Origin of the sequence: Burkholderia sp. BE12, from assembly GCF_002959955.1 — a bacterium.
In the GTDB taxonomy this organism is placed as follows: domain Bacteria; phylum Pseudomonadota; class Gammaproteobacteria; order Burkholderiales; family Burkholderiaceae; genus Burkholderia.
Genome location: NZ_PREY01000047.1, coordinates 1 through 19,637, shown reverse-complemented (window position 1 = coordinate 19,637; position 19,637 = coordinate 1). Strand labels below are relative to the sequence as shown.

The 19,637-nt window shown below is 68.1% G+C and carries 8 protein-coding genes; 4 read left to right on the top strand and 4 right to left on the bottom strand.

Going from position 1 to position 19,637, the window contains the following annotated elements:
• Positions 1-22: 22 nt before the first annotated feature.
• Both C4B30_RS32690 and parS read right to left on the bottom strand, forming a co-directional pair.
• A complete protein-coding gene (locus C4B30_RS32690; RefSeq protein ID WP_027786259.1) occupies positions 23-502 on the bottom strand; it encodes an RES family NAD+ phosphorylase in 480 nt (159 codons plus the stop codon).
• Complete coding sequence (parS, locus tag C4B30_RS32685; RefSeq protein WP_006480981.1) at positions 499-954, bottom strand: type II RES/Xre toxin-antitoxin system antitoxin; 456 nt, start codon at positions 952-954, stop codon at positions 499-501. The genes C4B30_RS32690 and parS overlap by 4 nt, the downstream gene beginning before the upstream one ends.
• An 818-nt stretch (positions 955-1,772) precedes the next feature.
• Here parS and C4B30_RS32675 point away from each other — a divergent pair.
• A complete protein-coding gene (locus tag C4B30_RS32675) occupies positions 1,773-15,476 on the top strand; it encodes an LWXIA domain-containing protein (protein ID WP_027786260.1) in 13,704 nt (4,567 codons plus the stop codon).
• 18 nt (positions 15,477-15,494) lie between these two features.
• On the opposite strand, the gene C4B30_RS32670 is transcribed toward C4B30_RS32675, so the two are convergent.
• Complete coding sequence (locus C4B30_RS32670) at positions 15,495-16,136, bottom strand: HD domain-containing protein (protein ID WP_027786261.1); 642 nt, start codon at positions 16,134-16,136, stop codon at positions 15,495-15,497.
• 173 nt (positions 16,137-16,309) lie between these two features.
• On the opposite strand from C4B30_RS32670, the gene C4B30_RS32665 reads away from it, so the two are divergent.
• From C4B30_RS32665 to C4B30_RS32655, 3 genes are all read left to right on the top strand, one after another.
• A complete protein-coding gene (locus C4B30_RS32665; protein WP_027786262.1) occupies positions 16,310-17,275 on the top strand; it encodes a GlxA family transcriptional regulator in 966 nt (321 codons plus the stop codon).
• A gap of 289 nt (positions 17,276-17,564) precedes the next feature.
• Positions 17,565-17,876, top strand: a complete 312-nt coding sequence (locus C4B30_RS32660; RefSeq protein ID WP_027786263.1) for a DUF4148 domain-containing protein — start codon at positions 17,565-17,567, stop codon at positions 17,874-17,876.
• Between the two features lie 274 nt (positions 17,877-18,150).
• Positions 18,151-18,864: a dienelactone hydrolase family protein gene (locus C4B30_RS32655; protein WP_027786264.1), complete on the top strand. Its 714-nt coding sequence runs from the start codon at positions 18,151-18,153 to the stop codon at positions 18,862-18,864.
• 132 nt (positions 18,865-18,996) lie between these two features.
• On the opposite strand, the gene C4B30_RS32650 is transcribed toward C4B30_RS32655, so the two are convergent.
• Positions 18,997-19,637: TolC family protein (locus C4B30_RS32650; RefSeq protein WP_158683580.1), on the bottom strand; the 641-nt coding region annotated here is incomplete at its 5' end.

The window sequence follows — 19,637 nt, the reverse complement described above, 5'->3', positions numbered from 1 at the left end:
CGAGCCGTGTTCCCTCGGTTCCCTATTCGCCCGGCTTCGACTGGACCAGCCGCAGAATCCGCGTGTCGTACGGCGCTTGCATCACCTCCGCGATGCGGATGTCGGACGCGGCCGGATGCAGCGGATTCAACAGGAAATTGTGGGCGTGCGGCACGACGACGCTCGGCACGCGCAGCAGCGCGCTCGGCTGCGTGTGCAGCCACTCGGTGCCGGCGCTGCGGGTCCAGTCGACGTTCGTTCGCCAGTCCTCCGGCGCATCGCCTTCGGCGATTTCGGCGACGTCCACCGAATCGGGCACTTCGATACGCAGCAACTGGTATCCGCTCGGCAATTGCGCGACGGTGGCGATTTCGAAATGAACCAGTGTCTCGAGCAACGCGAGCGCCGGATGCTCGGCGAGATACACGACGGGCTGCCCGGCGAAGTGCCAGCGCCCGCCGGCCCGCAACCCGCCGATGCCTTTCAGATCGGCGTAATTGCTGATCCGCCACAGCGTCGTCAAGCGAAATACCCCTCGTCGATCTGCGTGAGGGCCTCTTCGACGAGCCGCGCACCATGCTCGGTGCTCGCCATGTCGAGCGACGTGCGGCCGCCGAAGCGCTGGAGCCCGTTGCGCAGCCACGCCATCGCCTTGTCCTGGTCGCCGAACGTGGCCGTCGCCTGCGCGACGATGCGCGCGAGGCGGATCGCCTTGTCCGACTCTTCCGGCGACAGGCGCTCGTGCGCCTGGCGACGATGGCTCAGCGTGCGGCGTGGAATGATGAAGGCCAGCTCGTCCGATTTCAGCCCGCGCTCGGACAGTCGATCGATCACCGACACGTCGACGCGCGCGCTCGCCAGCTCGGCCAGATCGGCGCCCGACCGGACGCGGATCGCCAGCAGCTGCTCGAGAATCGTGAATTCGGCCTGACGCGGATGAGCGACGCCCGACGGATGAAAAGCGATGGTGCTCATGACCTGACCTCTCTTCGGCAATTTGCCCAATCATTATAGGCGTTTTGCCGAATGTTGGCTGGTCATTGAGCGCAGGGCTTGCGGACCAGGCTGGCGGACTCGTATTCGGGGGTATGCGAATCGGAGATTCGCCTCGGTGAGGGGGTGTAAAAATTCAGTATATAAAGTCATCGGCTGCGATGATCTGAAGTTGTCACGTAACAATTTTCCGATGGTGATGCGCCAGTGGAAGGAGTCGCTTCTTTCCCCCGTCCGATTCTTCGCCGTCCCTCGGTTACACGCAGAATTCCGCCGACTACCCGTCGACCGCCTGCTCGAGCAAGCTGCCCGCGCCCATCGGATATCGGCGCAATTCAGTCGGCAACACTTGTCCATCACCAAAGCGAATCATCCACCGCACCGGCTCCTGTTCCTCTGGCATCGATATGGGTTGACCGCATTCATGTCGCCCGAATCCCTTCCCTCAATTCGCGGCATACCGCACTACTTACGCCCCCAACACCCCCACAAATCACTTCGCATAACTTATCAAAAATCGAAAGCGAACAGTAAGACACGCCCCATCACCGAAAGCCAGCTGTAACACACGAACCCGACCGAATCGATGCGCAAGCCGCCGCATCCCCGGCCTTCCGCATCGCGCACTGATCAGCACATGATTGCTTCTCGTAGCGATCCCCGGACCGACCCGCTCCCCCTCGACACGCGCTACGAATCGCCCCCGTGCCCACTCCCACCGCTTCCGTACACTCGAAATCGCGCCATGCGGCGCCGGCGGCGTGCACCCTGCGTACGGCCGCGCCTGACGGGAGCCTTGCATGTTGTCGATCGACGGAATGGGTTTGGGGTTGAACTGGCAGCGTTTCCTGTCGCAAACGCTGGATCCGGACCTCGCACCGAAACCGCCGCGCAATGCGGACGGTACGTCCAACGACGGCCCGAACAACGGCCCGGCCAACCCGGTCAACCCGACTACCACGCCGCCGATCCCCGTGCAGGCGGATCTCGGCACCGATCCGTCCAAGCCGACCAACCCCGAAATCGCGTCGGCCACCGCCCTGCTCCAGAGCATGGCCGATCAATATCGCGTGGCGCCGCCCGAGATCACGGTCGACAACGACACGACGCGAGCTGTCCAGGGTGTGATCCAGGACGCGCAGACCAAGTACGACAACGCGCAGCAGACGCTGCAAGGTGCGCAGGGCGTGCTGCGGATGACGAACCACGACCCCGACGCGACGCCCGACGAGCGCAAGGCCGCACGCGACAACTACACGAAGGCGCACGATGCGGCCGACACCGCGCAACGCGAACTCGACGTCACGACCGACGCCGGCTACCGGATCCTGTACGGCGAACAGGCGAAAGCCGACCAGTACAGCACCGACCCGACGAACGACAAGATCGAGGGGCCCGCGCAACAGCAGGCCGATGCGAAGCTCGCCACGCTGCAAAAGTTGTTCCCCGACCAGACGAAGGCGAATCCGAACTTCGTCCCGCAGCAGGGCGATTGCAAGACGCCCGCCCAGGTCCAGGCCTACGACGACTGGCAATCGGCGACCTCGAGCGCGGTAACGGGCCAGGCGAAGTACTGGGCAGACGTCAGCAACGCGAATCTCGCCTATACGCAGTTCCAGTCGTACATGGCCGATCCCGCCTACAAGGACGCGATCGATACCGGCGTCGGCAAGCTGAACGATGCGCTCGAGCCGCTGCAGTTGCAGGTCGACCTGCCCGATCCGCCGCCGGCCGATGCGAACGGCAACGTCGACATGAACGCCGTGCAGGCCAATGTCGCGCAGGCCGCGAAGATCGCCAATTACTCGAACGCGGCCTATGCGGCGTCGCTCGACGCGCAGCAGGTCACGACGCTGCAGCAGAAGTACGACGCCGACAGCGCGTGCCTGATCGGCTCGACGCCCAGCGCGGCGAAAGACGACAAGGCCGCGCTCGATCGCGCGACCACGCAGGCGAACACGAGCGGCAGCTACATGCAGATGCTCGGCGCGCAGTTGACCGTCGATGACCTGCAGGGCAAGTACGACACCGCGAAATCGGCGTCCGACGACTGGCATACCGCGAATCCGCGCTCGCTGGATCCGCATCCGGCCGTCGACACCGACCTAGCCACCGCGTCTGATGCGCTCGCACAGGCAAAGCAGAAGGCTCGCCTCGCGCACGACGGGTTCGTCGTCGCGTACGGTCAGACGCTCGCGCAGCAGTATGACGACGCCGGCGCGCAAATCGACGCACAGCTCAAGCCGAAGGTGCCGTTCGTACTGCAGAACCCGACGCCGACGCTGTCGACGAATCCGCCGCCGCCCACCACGCCGCCGTCCCCGTCGGCACAACCGTCGCCCTCGGCACAACCGTCGCCGTCGCTGAGCACGTCGCTGCCGAGCACCTCGAGCACATCGAGCACGCCGGCGCCGTCGACGACGCAGACGCCGACGTCGTCGTTGAGCACGTCGACGCCGCCGGGCGCACTATCGACGTCGCTCGCGCCCACGACGCTGTTCACGAATCCGTCGTTCGTGCTGCAGCCGCCCGGCTCGAACACGTCCGTGCCGACCACCGCGACCGGCCAGACCGCACTCGACGCGAAAAAACTCCATGTCGTCGCGGGCGCGCTGCGCGCGGCCGACGGCCGGCTGTCCAACACCTTCAACGACGCGGCCGCGAAATTCCAGCTGGCGAACGCGAAGACGCAGGAAGGCGTGCTGAAGGGCAAGCTCGCCGACATTCAGAAAACCTACGACGACTGGTACGCGAACAACCCGACGCCGGTGCGCATGCGCGAGGTGAACGGCGACGAGATTCCGATGCGCACGCCGCAGCGTCCGAATCCGTACCAGGACCAGCTCGACCAGGCGCGCAACGACCTGCAGCAGGCCAGCGCGAACATCAACAAGCTGCAGCTGCTGACCGAGATGTCGCATCAGCAGGTGCTGCTCGACCAGTTCGATGCGAGCCTCGCCGAGAATCTGCGCAATCCGCAGAGCCAGGACGACAAGGACGCATATTCGAACGCGCTCGACGGTTTCTTCCGCGCGCACCAGGGCGAGCTGTCGCAATCGCTGCTCGATCAGGCCGGGGTGAGCACGAACAAGGCCGCGACGATCAATTTCGGCAAGCTGACCGACAACGAGCAGCGCAACCTGATCGGCACCGCGATCGGGTTGCCGTCCGACGTGCAGCCGTCGTCGGACACGGGCACGCCCACCGCGCCCGTCAACGACGACACGGTGCGCTACACCGACAAGGACAAGCTCGACACGATCAACAAGGTGCGCGGCGAAATCCTGAAGCTCGGCGGCGGCAGCGGCACGCAGGTCAACATCCTGCCGCTGATCTACTCGGACAAGACGGCCGGAATGGTGACGAGCGCGCTCTTCAAGGTCACCGACAGCAAGGGCCACGTCCAGTACGTCGACGACACGTCGGCGAACTACGACAACGTCGGCGACTACCTCGACAACAACCGGCTTGCGTCGAGCGGCACGCTCGATCTCGTGACCGGCTACGACGACAACGGTCACGCGCAGTTCCAGCAGAAGGCCGCGCATCACGACGACTGGTTCGACAGCGCGCTGAACACGCTGACCGGCGGCAAGGTGAACCTCGGGATGATGGGTCTCGGGCTGCTGATGGAAGGCGCCGGCGTGCTGCTGGACGCAACGGGTGTGGGCGCCTTTGCCGGTGCCGCGCTGAATTTCGGGGGCGCGGTCATGATGGACACGGCGATCGGTTCGAGCATGGCGAAATCCGCGCTCGATATCGGCTCGCGCTGGGAACACAACCAGAGCATCAATCCGTTCACCGACGCCGGCGCGCGCGGCGACTGGCTCAACCTCGTGCCGATGGGTGCGGCCGGCGCGGCGAAGTTCGCGGGCTCGGAAGTGTTCGGCAAGACGATCACCGCGCTCACCGGCTCGGCGAAGGCCGCGCGGGTGACCACCGCGATCGTGCGCGGCACGTCGCTCGCCACCGGCGTCGGCGCCGCAGGCGAGAGCTTTGTCGAAGCCGGTATCGACTTCGCGCACGGGGACAGCGAGCACGGCTGGGACGCGCTCAAATCGGGTTTCACGAACGTCGCGCTGATGGGCGCGGGCGGCGTGCGGGACCGCGTGGTCAACGCGACGGTTCGCGTCACGGGCCGGCCAGTGGTCGCCCGCTCGGCGGGCGGCGAACGCATCTCGATCGACGGGCAGCAACTGCAGAAAATCCTGAGCAGGAACGAGCCGTCGCAACTCGCGTTCGGCGCGACGCGCGCGTCGCTCGACGGCGTCGACATCAAGGTCGCGAAGGACGGCACGCTGATGGCGGGCGACAAGGTACTTATCTACGACAACATGCCCGTGCGCGTGCTCGACTCGCTCAACAACAAGGACCTGAACAACCTGCCGCGCGGGACGTCGGTGATCCTCGGCGAGAACGGCGAACTGAGCATCGTCAAGCTGACCGGCAAGACCTGGACCGAAGGCACGAAGATCGATTCGGTCACGGAAACGGGCGACCGGCTGTCGTTCGGCAGCGACGGCGAAATCAATGCACCGTCGAAGCTCGTCGCGAAAGCGCCCATTCCGTCGCGCAGCGACTCGCGGCCGCCGGCAAGCGACGAGGCGCCGCCGGCCGACAGCGCGCCCCCGCGGACCACGCCGGCCAACGAAGCCGCGGCGCGCGCCACCGAAGCGAACGACACGGCCACCGCGACCACGACCGCCAGCGCACGCAATGCGCAGCACACGAGCGAAGCACGGACCGCGCGCGACGAGAACCAGCAGGAAACGCGCGCGTCCGATTCGCATGTCGCCGCGCAGAATCGCCGCAGCAGCGACCTGCGCGCGGAGAACGATCCGGCCATCGCGCGGGCGCCCGGCGCACCCGGCGCGGGCGCCCTTGAAGAGCCGGCCAGCGTCGCGCCGCGCACGCCGGTCCGCGTGATCGACCTGACCGACGCCGAACCGGCCTCCCGGCCCGCGACGCTCGACCCGGCCGGCGTGTCGGTGCCGCGCGGCCCGTCGGTCGAAGCGTTCGACTACGGCGAACATACGCTTTTCATCGTGCGCAACGGCGAGGACCCGGCAGCCGCCATGCCCGACGCAGCGCGGCCGCGTGCGGCCGGCGCGCTGCCCGCCGACGTCGCGGAACCGATCGTCGTCATCGCCGATGCGTCGGACGCGCACGTCGCGCCCGAACTCGCGAACCGCTGGCAGCGGCCGGTATTCGCGGCCGCGCCGGACGCGCTGCACACGGACGGCACGCTGCGCGCCGACGCGCCGCTGACGCGCTACCGGCCCGCCCCCGACGCAGCGGCGGCAGGCGGCCGCGTCGTCGGCACGAACGCGCAGGCGGCGCACGCCGATGCGGCCGGCGTCGTCGAAGCCGACCCACCCGCGGCGAATCCGGAAGCGCCCGCCGCGCGGCGCGCGCCGCAGCCCGCGAACGACGACACGGTCGTTGTGCTCGCAACGACCCGGCGCAACGCCGCCGATCCCGAAACGCACGCCGCGCTGCCGCAGCCGCCCGCTCGCCCGGCGCGTGCGCTGGACGGCGCATTCAGTGCACCGAACCGCGTCCTGGTGCTCGTCAAGCCGGCCGAACGATCCGCGTCGCAAGCGGCGAACGATGCGCGCGACGCATCCCGGCCGAAGCCGGCCCGCCACACACGGGCCGACGACCACGCGCTGCCGGCCGCCGCGCACCCTGAAACCACCGAAGCGCCGCCGGACCCGGCGCTTGCCGGGCCGGGCCTGTTCACGCGGCTGCAAATGCGTTTCGGCGGCGCGCCGCTGCCGGACGCGGTCCACGCGCTCGCGCAGCAATCGGACACGCTCACGCAGCAGTTGCGGATGCTGAGCGATGCCGGCTGGCGCGTGAGCCTCGGCAAGCGCGGCGGCGGCAGCCGAATCGATCCGAAGCGGCGCCGCGTGACGATCGACGGCGCACTGCACGATTCGGGCAGCATCACGTACACGCTCGCGCACGAGGCCAAGCATGCGGTCGAGGCGATCGACGGTACGCTGGATTCGCTCGACTACAGCGGCCGCAGCCGCTTCACGCGCAAGGCGCTCGAAGCCGAAGCGCGCGCGCAGATCAACGCGTTCGAGGCGCGTTACGAGATCGATCTCGCGGGCGGCGGCGACATCGCGGCGAACACGACGCTGCCCGACGCGCTCCAGCACGAGGCCGACCGCTGGACGCCGTCGAGCGACTATGCGGGCACGGTCGCACGGCTTGCCGACGCGTTCGCCGATGCGCCGGTGTCGGGCCGCCGCGGCGAGACGTACCAGGCCTTCTACGACGGCATCTGGGACAAGCAGAAACGCGACGGCGGCGCCCCGCGCCGGATGCCCGCGCCGCAGACCGAATCGGCCGGCGGCGGCACGCACCTGCCGCGCACGCTCGAGGAACAGGTGCAGTGGAGCGTCGCGCATGCGGAGGTGATCTCGCCGATCGCCGAACGCGGGCGCAACGAGCCGCGACAGATGACGTTGCGGATCCTGGACGAACACACGTCGTCCGGGATCGAAGAACCGCTGACGATCATCCGCGGCCGAACCGACGACGCGGGCCAACTGCTCGACGCACACGGCCGCCCTGTGCAGCATGTCGACTTTTCGATCGCGCACTTCTTCGCCGGTACGTCGACCAGCGCGGGCACCGGCCGCGCGCTGGTCCTGGCCGCCGACCACGGCCACACCGCCGCGGCATGGCTCACGAACACCTGGCAACGGCCGGTCTACGTGCCGGACGGCGGCACCATCCGCGCGTTCGACGCGGCCATGGGCAACCCGGGCAGCACGCGGGCCCAGGTGGGATTCGATCACGCGCCCACGTGGACCCGCTATGCGCCGTCGCCGCGCGAGCGCATCGACTACGGCGAACTCGCCGTCGACGCGAACGGCCTGCACGTCGCGGGCGACCCGTCACGGCGGCTGGACCCGCAAGCGCTGATCGGCCCGTTCCTCGGGGCCGGCATCGAGAAGAGCGTGTTCGAACTCGGCAAGCGCAACGCGATCGGCCTGTACGACATCGATCCCACGCAGCCTCGCGACGGCCAGCTCGCCAATCATTACGACGCGCTCGACACGGAACGCAACGGACTCGACCTGCTGCGCCGCTACGGCATGCGTACATTGACCATCGACGGCCCGTTCTCGGTCGGCAACCGGATCGGGATCCTCTACCATCCGCTCGCCGAACTCAGCAGCCGTGCCGTCTCGAACGGCGCGTTGCTGTCGCATGTCACGCACGAATCGATGCGACAGCTCGCCGCGATGCGTGAGATCGTCGAGCGCGATGGTCTGGTGTTCGATTTTCAGGGGGTATTCGACGCCCGCGGCGAGTTCTACTTCAGCGACCCGGCCACCGTATCCCGCTCGGATGATCGCGAGCAAATCGACGGCACGCTCGAGGAAATCGACAACGTCATCGCGCCGCTCGAACGCGGCATCCGCAACGGCAGCATCGCGCTCGCGCATCCGGCGATCACCGAATCGCTGCCGGAAGGCGCATTCGTCCAGAAGCCGTCGATCTTCACGCGTATCCGGATGTGGTTCGGCGGCGCGCCGCTGCCCGATGCCGCGTATGCGCTCGCCGGCCAGTCGAGCCTGCTCGCCGACCAGATGCGACTGCTGAAGTCGGATGGCTGGCAGGTCGTGTGGGGCCGCGCGGGACGCGGCAGCCGCACCGACGTCGACCAGCGCCGGATCGTGATCGACGGCGGCCTGCGCGGCACCGGCACGCTCGTCTATACGCTCGCGCACGAAGCCGGCCACGCGGCCGACGTGTCGAACGACCGGCTCGGCCTCGACACCAGCAGCCCGGAAGCGTACGTGCAAAGCACGCTGCTCGCCGAAGCGCGCGCGCAGGCCAACGCGTTCGCGGTGCGCAAGCAGATCCTGGAATCGACCGGCGTCGACATCGCCGAGCACGCGGTGCTCCCCGACGCGATCGCGCGCGAAGCCGATCATGTGATGCCGGGCGACGCAGCCGGCCTCGCGCGCCTGGCCGACGCATTCGGCAACGCCCCCGTATCGGGCCGCGACGGCGAACACTACGGTTCGTTCTATGGCCGCGCGTGGGACCGGCAGCAGCAGCCAGGCAGCGCATCGCCGAGCATGCCCGCGCCGCACACGACCGAATCGTCCGGCGCCGGCGGCGGCACACGGTTGCCGCGCACGCTCGACGAACAGGCGCAGTGGAGCCACGCGCATGCGGACCGTGCGTCGCCGTTTCCGCGCCGCTTGTTCGGCGGCGGCTCGCCGAAACTGTCCTTCTCGCGCAACGGTCCGGTGTCCTATGCGAACGGCGAGCCGCTGACGCTCGTCCATGCGCGGACCGATGCGGCCGGCGGCCTGCTCGATGCACGCGGCCGCCCCGCCACGCCCGTCGACTATTCGATCGATCATCGCCACGCGTTCACGCCCGCACGGGCCGGCGCCCCCATCGTCCTCGCAGGCGAAGGCGGCGCGACCCACGCCGCGTGGCTCGCGAACCTCTGGCAGCGGACGATCTACGTGCCCGACAGCGGCACGGTCCGCCCGCTCGGCGAGCCGCGCGGCGACGGCACGCAGCGCATGCAGTTCGGCGGCCCGGGCGCGTGGACTCGCTATACGCCGTCGCCGCGCGAACGGATCGATGCGGGCGCGCTCGCCGTCGACGAGCACGGGCTGCACGTCGCCGGCGATCCGTCGCGGCGCGTCGATCCTGACACGCTGCTCGGCCCGTTCCTCGGCGCCGGCACCGCGAAGGCCGTATTCGAACTCGGCAAGCGCAATGCGATCGGCGTGTTCGACGCCAGCGGCGACAAGGCGCGCGCGATGCTCGCCCACGAAAAGCGCGGGCTCGACCAGTTGACGCAGCTCGGCATGCGCACGGTCACGGTCGACGGGCCGTTCACGTACCACGGGCGCGTCGCGGTGCTGTACAGCCCGCTGGCCGAGCTCGGCAGCCTCGACGTGATGCATGGCATCCTGCCGAAACGCGTGACGCGCGAATCGATGCGGCAGCTCGTCGCGATGCGCGAGCTTGCCGCGCGGCACGGCCTGTCGTTCGATTTCGAAGGCCTGTTCGATGCGCACGGCACGTTCTACTTCAGCGATCCTTCCGTCCTGATCCCGCATCCGGACCCGGCCACCAACCGCACGCCCGGGATGATCGACGCCGTCATCCAGCCGCTCGAACGCGGCATCGCGAGCGGCCGCGTCGAACTCGCGCATCCGGTGATCAGCGAATCGCTGCCGGACGGTGCGTTCGTCCAGAAGCCGTCGCTCTTCACGCGCATCCGGATGTGGTTCGGCGGCGCGCCGCTGCCCGACGCCGCGTATGCGCTGGCCGACCAGTCGAGCCTCCTCGCCGGTCAACTGCGGCTGCTGAACCCCGGCCGCTGGGAGATCGTGCAGGGCCGCGCGGGCGCCGGCAGCAAAGTCGATGCCGAACAGCGCCGGATCGTGATCGACGGCGGCCTGCGCAATGCCGGCACGATCGTCTACGTGCTCGCACACGAGGTCGGGCACGCGGTCGACGTGGCGACGAACCGGCTCGGCCTCGACACCAGCAGCCCCGATGCGTACGCGGAAAGCGCGCTGCGCGCCGAGGCGCGCGCGCAGGCCAATGCATTCGCGGTGCGCAAGCAGATCCTCGAATCGACCGGCATCGACATCGCCGAGCACGCGGTGCTCCCCGACGAGATCGCGCGCGAAGCCGATCATGTGATGCCGGGCGACGCAGCCGGCCTCGCGCGCCTCGCCGACGCATTCGGCAACGCGCGGACCTCGCTGCCCGGCAACCCCGTCTACCGTGCGCTGTATCGCGCGCAGGCCGAGCAGGCGATGCGCGACGGCGAAGCCGGACGGGCCGGCACGGCACCGCGGACGATGCCGTCGATGATGATGTGGCCGGTGCTCGACCCGTCGTCGTTCCTGCCGGCCGCCCCCGCGCTCCCGCCCGAAGCGCGCGCGGCCGACTGGCTCGATGCGCACGGCAAACGCGACCTGAAGCGGATCGACGGCACACAACTGGCCGACATCCGCGACCTCGCGCACTATGCTGGCCCCAACGCCCACGTGCTGATCGCGAAGCATGACGACCGCCCGGCGGACGACGGCACGCATCGGCAACCCGACTTCGTCGCGAGCCTGACGACCGATGCGCACGGCCAGCCCGGTCCGGTCGAATCGGCCGATCCCGGCGGCACGCCGTCGCACGACTTGCGCGACGCGCTCTATCCGGGCTCGCGTCCACGCAAGCGCAGCGGCAGCGAAACGCCGCATGAAGCACGCGCGAAATTCGACTTCTACCTGTCGCCGGTGTCGCTCGACGAGCTGCGGCAATTCGGCGGCGCGGCGAAGGTCGAAGCCGTCGATTCGAAGCGCGTGTGGAATGCCGAGCCTTCCGGTGACGCGCCTGCGCAGGAGGTCGTCGACCAGATCGGCAAACTCGCCCGCGCGCCGCAATTCAAGCGTCCCAAGGCGGCCGCGAAGGCCGCGGACGACAGCACGACGATCTTCGCGGTAGACAGAAAGACCGGCAAGGTGCTCGGCTACGCCGTGCCCAAGCAAGGCGGTGGCGGCTGGACCTATCACGAGAAAACCTCGGTCGGCGACGCGTCGATCGGCGAGCAGGATCTCGGCACCGCCTTCCGTCGCCGCGCGCGCGGCCTGCCCGACGGCCGGCGCGGCGTCGTGTTCGTGCCGTCCTCGCTACCGGAATCGGTGGTGTCCCGCTATGGCGGCTTCGAGCCGGCCGAGCGCGCGTTGCCGATCGCCGAACAAAAGCCGCCGTCGATGAAAACGAGCGACCGCGTGCAGCGCCGGCTCGGCAAGATTCAGTCGAGAGGCAAGCCGCCGGCCGGCGCGACGCCGCTCGCCAACCGATGGGTCGCGCCGAACCTGCTGCCGAAATCGGCCGACGACGTGCACGATTTCAACGGCGCGAATACGCTTCACCTGCGGCGCGTGATCGATCTTGGCCAGGTCGGCCCGGAATACTTCATCTACGTCTACGGCACGGAAGGGGCGCTGATCGACACGCTGCACCAGCCGGACGGCATCCTCGCGACCCGCGACGGCACGCTGCAATGGTTCGACGACTCCGCGCATTTCGCCGACAAGAGCAAGCCCGGCGTCGACCTCGACAAGACGAAGATCGGCGGCGGTCCGGACGGCTCGGACCGGCACTTTCTCGTGACGCGGCTCGACCCGGCGGAGTTCGATGCGCGCACGCAGCCGACGCAGGTCGCGGCCTATGCGCTGAAACAAGAGGAACTCGGCAAGCAGTTGCAGAAGGCCGCCGCGGGATCGTCCGCGCCGTTCGGCGAACTGGAGAGCCGCATCGCGGCCGACCTGACGGCCGCGAAGAACCAGCAGGCCAGACTTGCCAGTGACCCTGCGTCCGCCACTGCGTCCGCCAGCCCGCCCGCGAAGCCGAAAAAGCCTGCGAGCGGAAAAGGCAAAAAAGGCAAGCAGAACGTGCAGGCGGCGCCTGCGCCGGCCGCGCCACCGGCGCCGCAGGCCGCGCCGGCCGGCGAGCCGTTCAGCATCAAGACCTATCAGCCCGGCCTGACGAGCGCGACGGTCGCCGAATGGATTCTCCGCTTCGGCAAGGCGAAGCTCGACGACTGGTTCCCCGAGCACGAGCGCGTGAAGGCGTTCGCGGGCCGCACCGGCAAGCCGCTCGACCTCGGCACGACACGCCAGGTCATGATGGCCGACAGCGTGATGATGAAGGCGCTCGGCATCCCGTTGCGGCTCGCGCGCGACGTGTCGAGCATGCCGTGGCGCGGCCCGCTGTCGCGGCCCGATCGTGCGGCGAACGTGGTGTCGCGCCATGCGAAGAGCGCGATCACCTATCTGTCGATCGCGCGGGCCGCCGACCGGCATGCGCTGCAGGCCTATGGCCGCGCGAAGCCCGAGATCCAGGATCGCCTCGCGCTGATGGCGCGCGGCTTCACGTTGCGCGACGACCCCGCGGAGATGCTCGCACTCGTGAAACGCTACGGCGGTGCGATGCCGGTCGTGTCGGTCGCGGTCGATCCGTATTCGCTGGCCGCCGCGCTCGGCCGGAAACACGACCCCGCCTTCATCCGCCGCGTGCGCGAACTCGGCAAGCTCGACAACGCGCAGTTCGACGAAGCGAACGCGCGGATCGATATCGACGGCACGGACCGCCATCTCGAACTCGACGACCTCGACCACCTGTACAAATGGCTCGACGCGGCGTCCGAAGGCGGCTTCGTGCTGCGCCTCGAAACCGCGCCGTCGCGCGCGCTCGTATCGGCCGAGGACCAGCGCACGCTGGCCGGCACCAACGATGCGTACCACGACTACGTGCGCACGTTCGATGCGCTCGAAACGTGGGCGCGGCAGCACGCCGGCGCAACCGCGCCGCATGTGATGGTGACGTTCCACGGCTGGGACGCCGTGCTCGAACCGGCGCCGGGCGACGGCCACATGAAGCTCGTCGAGGCCGTGCTCGAGCGCAAGGAACTCGACTGGGTTCATCTCGGGCTGTCGTATGCGACGCACGGCTCGGACTTCGTCGCGAACCAGGATCTGACCGCCGCACTCGCGCGCAAGCTCGTCGAATACAAGCTGCATGCGCCCGACAAGCTCGCTCGCCTGCACGGCGCCGACGCGCTCACGCGCGTGTTCGAACGGGTCGGCGCGCAGACGCTCGCGAACCAGCATCAGGTGCTGTTCGCCGAAGTCGAACGCGTCGGCCTCGCGAACGGGCTGAAGCCCGACCAGCTCGCGCAACTGCGGGCCGATCTGTACGAAGGGCACACGACCGCGCTGATGGACCGCGCACGACAGGCGACGATCACCTATGCGAAGGAGAACTACTGGAATACCGCCGATTCCGCCAACCGCGCCGAAGCGCGCGCACGCGACGCCGGCAAGCGCTGGCTGAGCCGGTACGGCAGGCCCGATACCGAACGCAAGATCGACGCGCATGCTAATCCGAATGCATCGAGCACCGCGTTCTGGCGCGCGGTGGCCGCCGATCCGAAGCTCGCGATCGACGAGACCAGGCCCATCATCGTGAACCGCGACATCGCCACGCAGCCGAGCCACCAGCGCGGCAACCCGCAGGAGGCTGCGCTCGCGCAGCTCAACGCGCTGCGCGTCCACCGGCCGTCGTTCGGCAAACGCGACTGGGCGTGGTCGCTGGGCTTCGGCGGCACGGTGGCCGGCGCCAGCTCGCTCGTGGCGCTGAACGTGTTCAACGGCATGACCGTGATGAGCTCGGATGCGCTCACCCACGCGAACACCGCGCTGTTCGTCGGTGCGCGCGCGGGTCGCGTATTCGGTGCGATGCACCAGGGCGCGGTGCAGAGCCTGCAGAGCGGCGACCCGCGCGCAGTGCACGACGTGCTCGACCGGCTGCAGCGCTCGCTCGCGCAGCAACTGAGCGCGCCGGTGCACGGCTACAACCCGACGCGGCTCGAGCAGCTCGACCTGCTCACGAACGAAACGCGAGTGAAGGCGAGCCACTTCGTCGAAATGCATCGACAGGGGCTCATCGGCTTCGACGATGCGGCCGCGCAGATCAAGGAACTGTCGGTCGACTTGCTCGCGAACATGCAGGGCATGGTCGGCGGCACGTCGCTCGCGCAACTGCATCACGGCAATTCCCGCCGGTTCCTCGGCCTCGTCGGGCGCGGTAGCGCGATCGTCGGCTACTCGGGGACGATCGCCGTCGGCGTGCACGGGCTCATGACCGCGCCGACCGTCGCCGGTGCGCTGACGACGGCAAGCGCGGGGCTCGCCGCGACCTATTCGGGCCTCGTCTATGCGGTGAGCGCGCACCGCGTGAACGCGGACAAGCGTAGCCGCGTCGTGCGCCTGATCGATTCGACGTCGGATTTCGTCGGCGTCGCGAGCGGCATCGCGGGCACGATCGCGCAATACGACAAAGGGCACTACGGGCTCGCGGCAACGGCCGCGACGTCGACGGCGATACTGCTCGGTGCGCGCCTGAACACCCATTTCCCGAACGCGACGCGCTGGGTCAAGAAATACCCGACCGCGCTCATCCTCGTGCCGATCGGGATCTGGGGTTTCACGCAATTGCAGAACCTGTTCTTCGGGCCGCCGTCGGGTGGCTCGGGATCGTCGACGCACAAGCCGCAGTCGAAGCCGGCATCGTCGTCGCCATCACATCAGCCGCCGCAGCCGACCGCCGGCACGCCGACGACCGGCCTCGCGCCGGGCACTACCGCAACGCAACCGCCCGGGACCGGCACGACGGGCACTACCGCGCCCGCGCAGCCCTCCGCGCCGCCGTCGACGGCCGCGCAGCCGTACATCGTCGTGGCCGGAGATTCGCTATGGGTGATCGCCGACGCGCATCGCCAGTCGCTGCTCGACGCCGCACACGTGTCACCGGACGACCGGAAGGCGATGACGCGAGACCAGCAGGATGCGCGCGCGCTGAACGAGATCCTGCAGTTGAATCCGGGCCTGGCTTCGGCGCCGAATCTGCTGCACGTCGGGCAGTCGATCAACGTCGGGTGATGCGCGCCGGCCCGTCGCTCAGCCGGCCCACGCGGACGATCGGATCACGCTGCAGAAGTTGCCCGCATGGAAATGCGGATCCTTGTCCGCGAGCACGTCGGCCTTCACGTTGCCGAACGTCGTGTCGGGCTTGTGCTTGATGCCGTCGTAGAACGCCTGAATGATGTCCTCCTTGAAATGCGGCGTGCGCGGATGCGCGCGTACGACCGCTTCCCGCTCGACATCGCTGTATTCCGGGTAAGTGAGGCCCAGTACGTCCATCTCGACGCCCGCCGTGACCAGCGCGACGACCGGATGCATGTGCTGCGGGATGCCGGGCGTGGTGTGCAGGGCGATCGAGGTCCATACGACATCGATGTCCTGTTGCGAAATCCCCTTGCCCTTCAGAAAATCGCGCGCGGCGTTCGCGCCGTCCACTTCGAAGCGCTCGCATGTGCTGCTGTGCCGGCGCGTCAGTCCCATGTCATGGAACATGCAGCCGCAATACAGCAGCTCGGGGTCGTACTCGAGCCCGCGCCGCCGGCCCGCCAGCGCAGCGAAATAGAACACGCGGCTCGAGTGGTGGAACAGCAGCTCGGACTCGGTATCGCGCACGAGTTCGGTGATCTCGCGCGTCAAACGCGTATCGGGAAGGGTGATGCCGGCAACGTTCACAGTCATGATGGACCTCCATGGAAGACACCCTCGATTTTCCGGAGTCCAACACGTGTCTCCAATGGACGTATTACGACGAATCCTGCCATTTCGCGCGACGAACGGACATGGTGTCTGCACGGTGAAGAAAGCGCTCCTATACTGCTGCGCATCACGTTCGTTACAACACGCAACCGATCATGTCGAAGGTCGTGGGTATTTTCGCCGTTCCGGGTGTTCAACTGCTCGACGTCTCCGCGCCGCTCGACGTGTTCGCGCAAGCGAACGCCGAGTGCGGCAAGCCGTTCTACACGTTGCGGATCATCGCGAGCGGGCCCGGGCCGATCCGCAGTTCGTCCGGCGCACGGATGCTGCCCGACTGGATCGTGCCCGACATCCCGGAGCGCCTCGACACGCTGCTGGTCGCCGGCGCGCCGCACGCCGGCCAGATCGCGCTGCGCACCGACGTCCTCGCGTGGCTGCGCTCGGCGGCCGTGCAAAGCAGGCGCTACGGCTCGATCTGCACCGGCGCGTTCATCCTCGCGGCCACCGGCCTGCTGAAAGGGCGCCACCTGACCACGCACTGGGCCGCCGCCGATGCGCTCGCCGAAGCGTATCCGTCCGTCACCGTCGACGCCGACGCACTGTACGTACGCGACGGCAAGCTGCGCACCGGCGCTGGCGTCACGGCCGGGCTCGATCTCGCGCTCGCGCTGGTCGAGGAGGATCTCGGCCGCGAGATCGCGCGACGCGTCGCCGCGCAACTGGTGATGTTCTTCAAGCGCCCGGGCGGCCAACTCCAGTTCAGCCGCAAGGGCGAAGCGCGCCCCGCCGGGCGTTCGGTACTGCAGGAAGTCCAGCGCTGGATCGCCGCACATCCGGAACTCGAGCATTCGGTGGCCGAGATGGCGAAGCATGCGGGCATGAGCCCGCGCCATTTCGCGCGACTGTTTCGCGCGGAAGTCGGCATGACGCCGGCCGCATGGGTCGAGGCGACCCGCATCTCGGCCGCCCGCCAGCTCCTCGAGAACGGCCACGACACGCCGAAGCAGGTCGCCGCGAAATGCGGCTTCGCGAACGTCGATACGCTCAGGCGAGCGTTCACTCGGCATGTCGGCATCACGCCGGCCGAATACCGGAAACGGCAGGCGACCCTGGCTGCGTGATGTGAAACAAGCGACGCCGGTGGCCTCGCCACCATCATTCGGAATACGATTCAACTCTCCATCCCGCCTCTGTTGCGCCGATTGCCCCCGTCGCTTCCCCGAAGACCAAGCCGCTGCTCCGGCATGCCTGCAATCGTCAGACGAAATTGCGCTGCGCGCGAATCGTTTACCCAGTTGCAATAATGATTCGCTGCCACGCGTATTTCCGACCGGTAACGCGCTCGTTACGATGCAATCAACCGCTGAACGCCACGAGCAAAGCGCGAAATCAACAGAACCGGAGGTCACCATGAAGTTGTTCATCACCGCTGTCGTCGCCGCAACCGCCCTGTCCGCATCGTACGGCGCATTCGCCCAATCGAACCCGTCGGGCCAGCTGACGCGCGCCCAGGTGCGTGCGGAACTCGTCCAGCTCGAACAGGCCGGCTACAAGCCCGAAGTCTCCGATCAGTATTACCCGCGTGCGCTGCAGACCGCGCAGGCCCGCGTGACGAACGCCGATGAAACCGGCTACGGCGCGCAAGCAGCCGCGGGCGCGCGTGCCGGCCGCGCGATCGCGGTCAAGCAGGAAGGCCGCGACTCGGTCTATTTCGGCCAGTAAGCCGGATACGCGCCAGCATATTTCCTGCGCATTCCGACGCACGCCGTACACGCGACACCCCGCTCCCGTTCATCGGGGCGGGGTGTTCGTTTTCCGGCCGTCCGCTCCCTTTGCCGGTCGCGTGCCGCGCGGCGCCGTTCACGCAAGCGTCCGGTGTTTGCGCATAGAATGGCCGCGTGGTCGGCGTCGGCCAGAACAAATGCGAGCGGTATCGCGACGCCCGCTGGTCGGCCCGATGTCGCACTCGGCGCATTTTTCGAAAAGGAGCGGTTTCATGTCTCAAACACCCGGTTCCATGATCACGTTTCGCCGCCCGGACGGCCAGGAACTGCAGGGCTATCTCGCCACGCCGGAGCGGACCGAAGGCGCGCCCGCGGTCGTCGTCATCCAGGAATGGTGGGGGCTGAACGACCAGATCCGCGGCGTCGCGGATCGCCTCGCGCGCTGCGGCTACTTCGCGCTCGTGCCCGACCTGTATCGCGGCAAGTCGACGGTCGAGGAGGAAGAAGCGCATCACCTGATGACCGGCCTCGATTTCGGCGACGCCGCGTCGCAGGACATTCCGGGCGCGGTCGCGTACCTGAAGACGCTGGCGCCGCGTGTCGCGGTGACGGGCTTCTGCATGGGCGGCGCCCTCACGCTGCTGTCGCTGCAGCACGCCGAAGCGGACGCCGGCGTCACGTGGTACGGCGTTCCGCCGCTCGACTACATCGATCCGGCCAAGCTCAAGGTGCCGCTGATGGGCCATTGGGGCACGCAGGATGCGTTCTTTGCGATCGACCAGGTCGACGCACTGGAAAAGAAGCTGACCGATGCGAAGGTCGGTTTCGAATTCCATCGCTATCTCGCGCACCATGCGTTCGCGAACGAAACGGCCGTCGGCCCCGGCCGCATCGCCGGCACGCAGTTCGATCCGGTGTGGTCGCAAATGGCGTGGGACCGCACGCTCACGTTCTTCGGCCGGACGCTTTGGACGAAGCAGGCGTAACGTAACGCCGCTCTCAGCGCGGCTGACGGTACGAAAGAAAACGCCACGGAGTTGCGTCCGTGGCGTTTTCGTTTTCACATACAGCCGGTTCGAAACGCAAACGCGGCAAACCGCGCCCGCCTTTCTCCATGCTTACCCGTTCGTCGCAGTTGACGACGCGGGCGCCGGAGCAGCCGCCTTGTCATAGTCGACCGGTGCATCCGGCGCGCGCGGCGCTTCGCCTGCGCGCTGGATCCAGCCGCCTCCCAGGGCGCGGTACAGGTCGACCAGGTTCGTCCAGCGTGCCAGACGCGCGCTGATCAGCGACTGCTGCGCCGAGTACAGATCCGTCTGCGCGGTCAGCACCGACAGGTAGCTGTCGACACCGTTCTTGTAACGCAGGTCCGACAGGTCGAAGCGACGCTGCTGCGCGTGCTCGTTGCGCTCCAGCGCCGCAATCTGCTGGTCGTACGTGCCGCGTGCGGCGAGGCCGTCCGACACTTCGCGGAACGCCGACTGGATCGCCTTCTCGTAGTTCGCGATCTCGATGCGCTTCTGCACGTGCGCGAGATCGAGGTTCGCGATGTTCTGCCCACCTTCGAAGATCGGCAGCGCGATATTCGGCGCGAACGACCACGCCGCCGTGCCGGCCTTGAACAGGCCGCCCAGCGTCGGGCTCGCGGTGCCGAATGCCGCGGTCAACGAGATCTTCGGGAAGAACGCCGCGCGGGCCGCGCCGATGTTCGCGTTCGCGGCCAGCAGCGTCTGCTCGGCCTGCATCACGTCAGGACGAC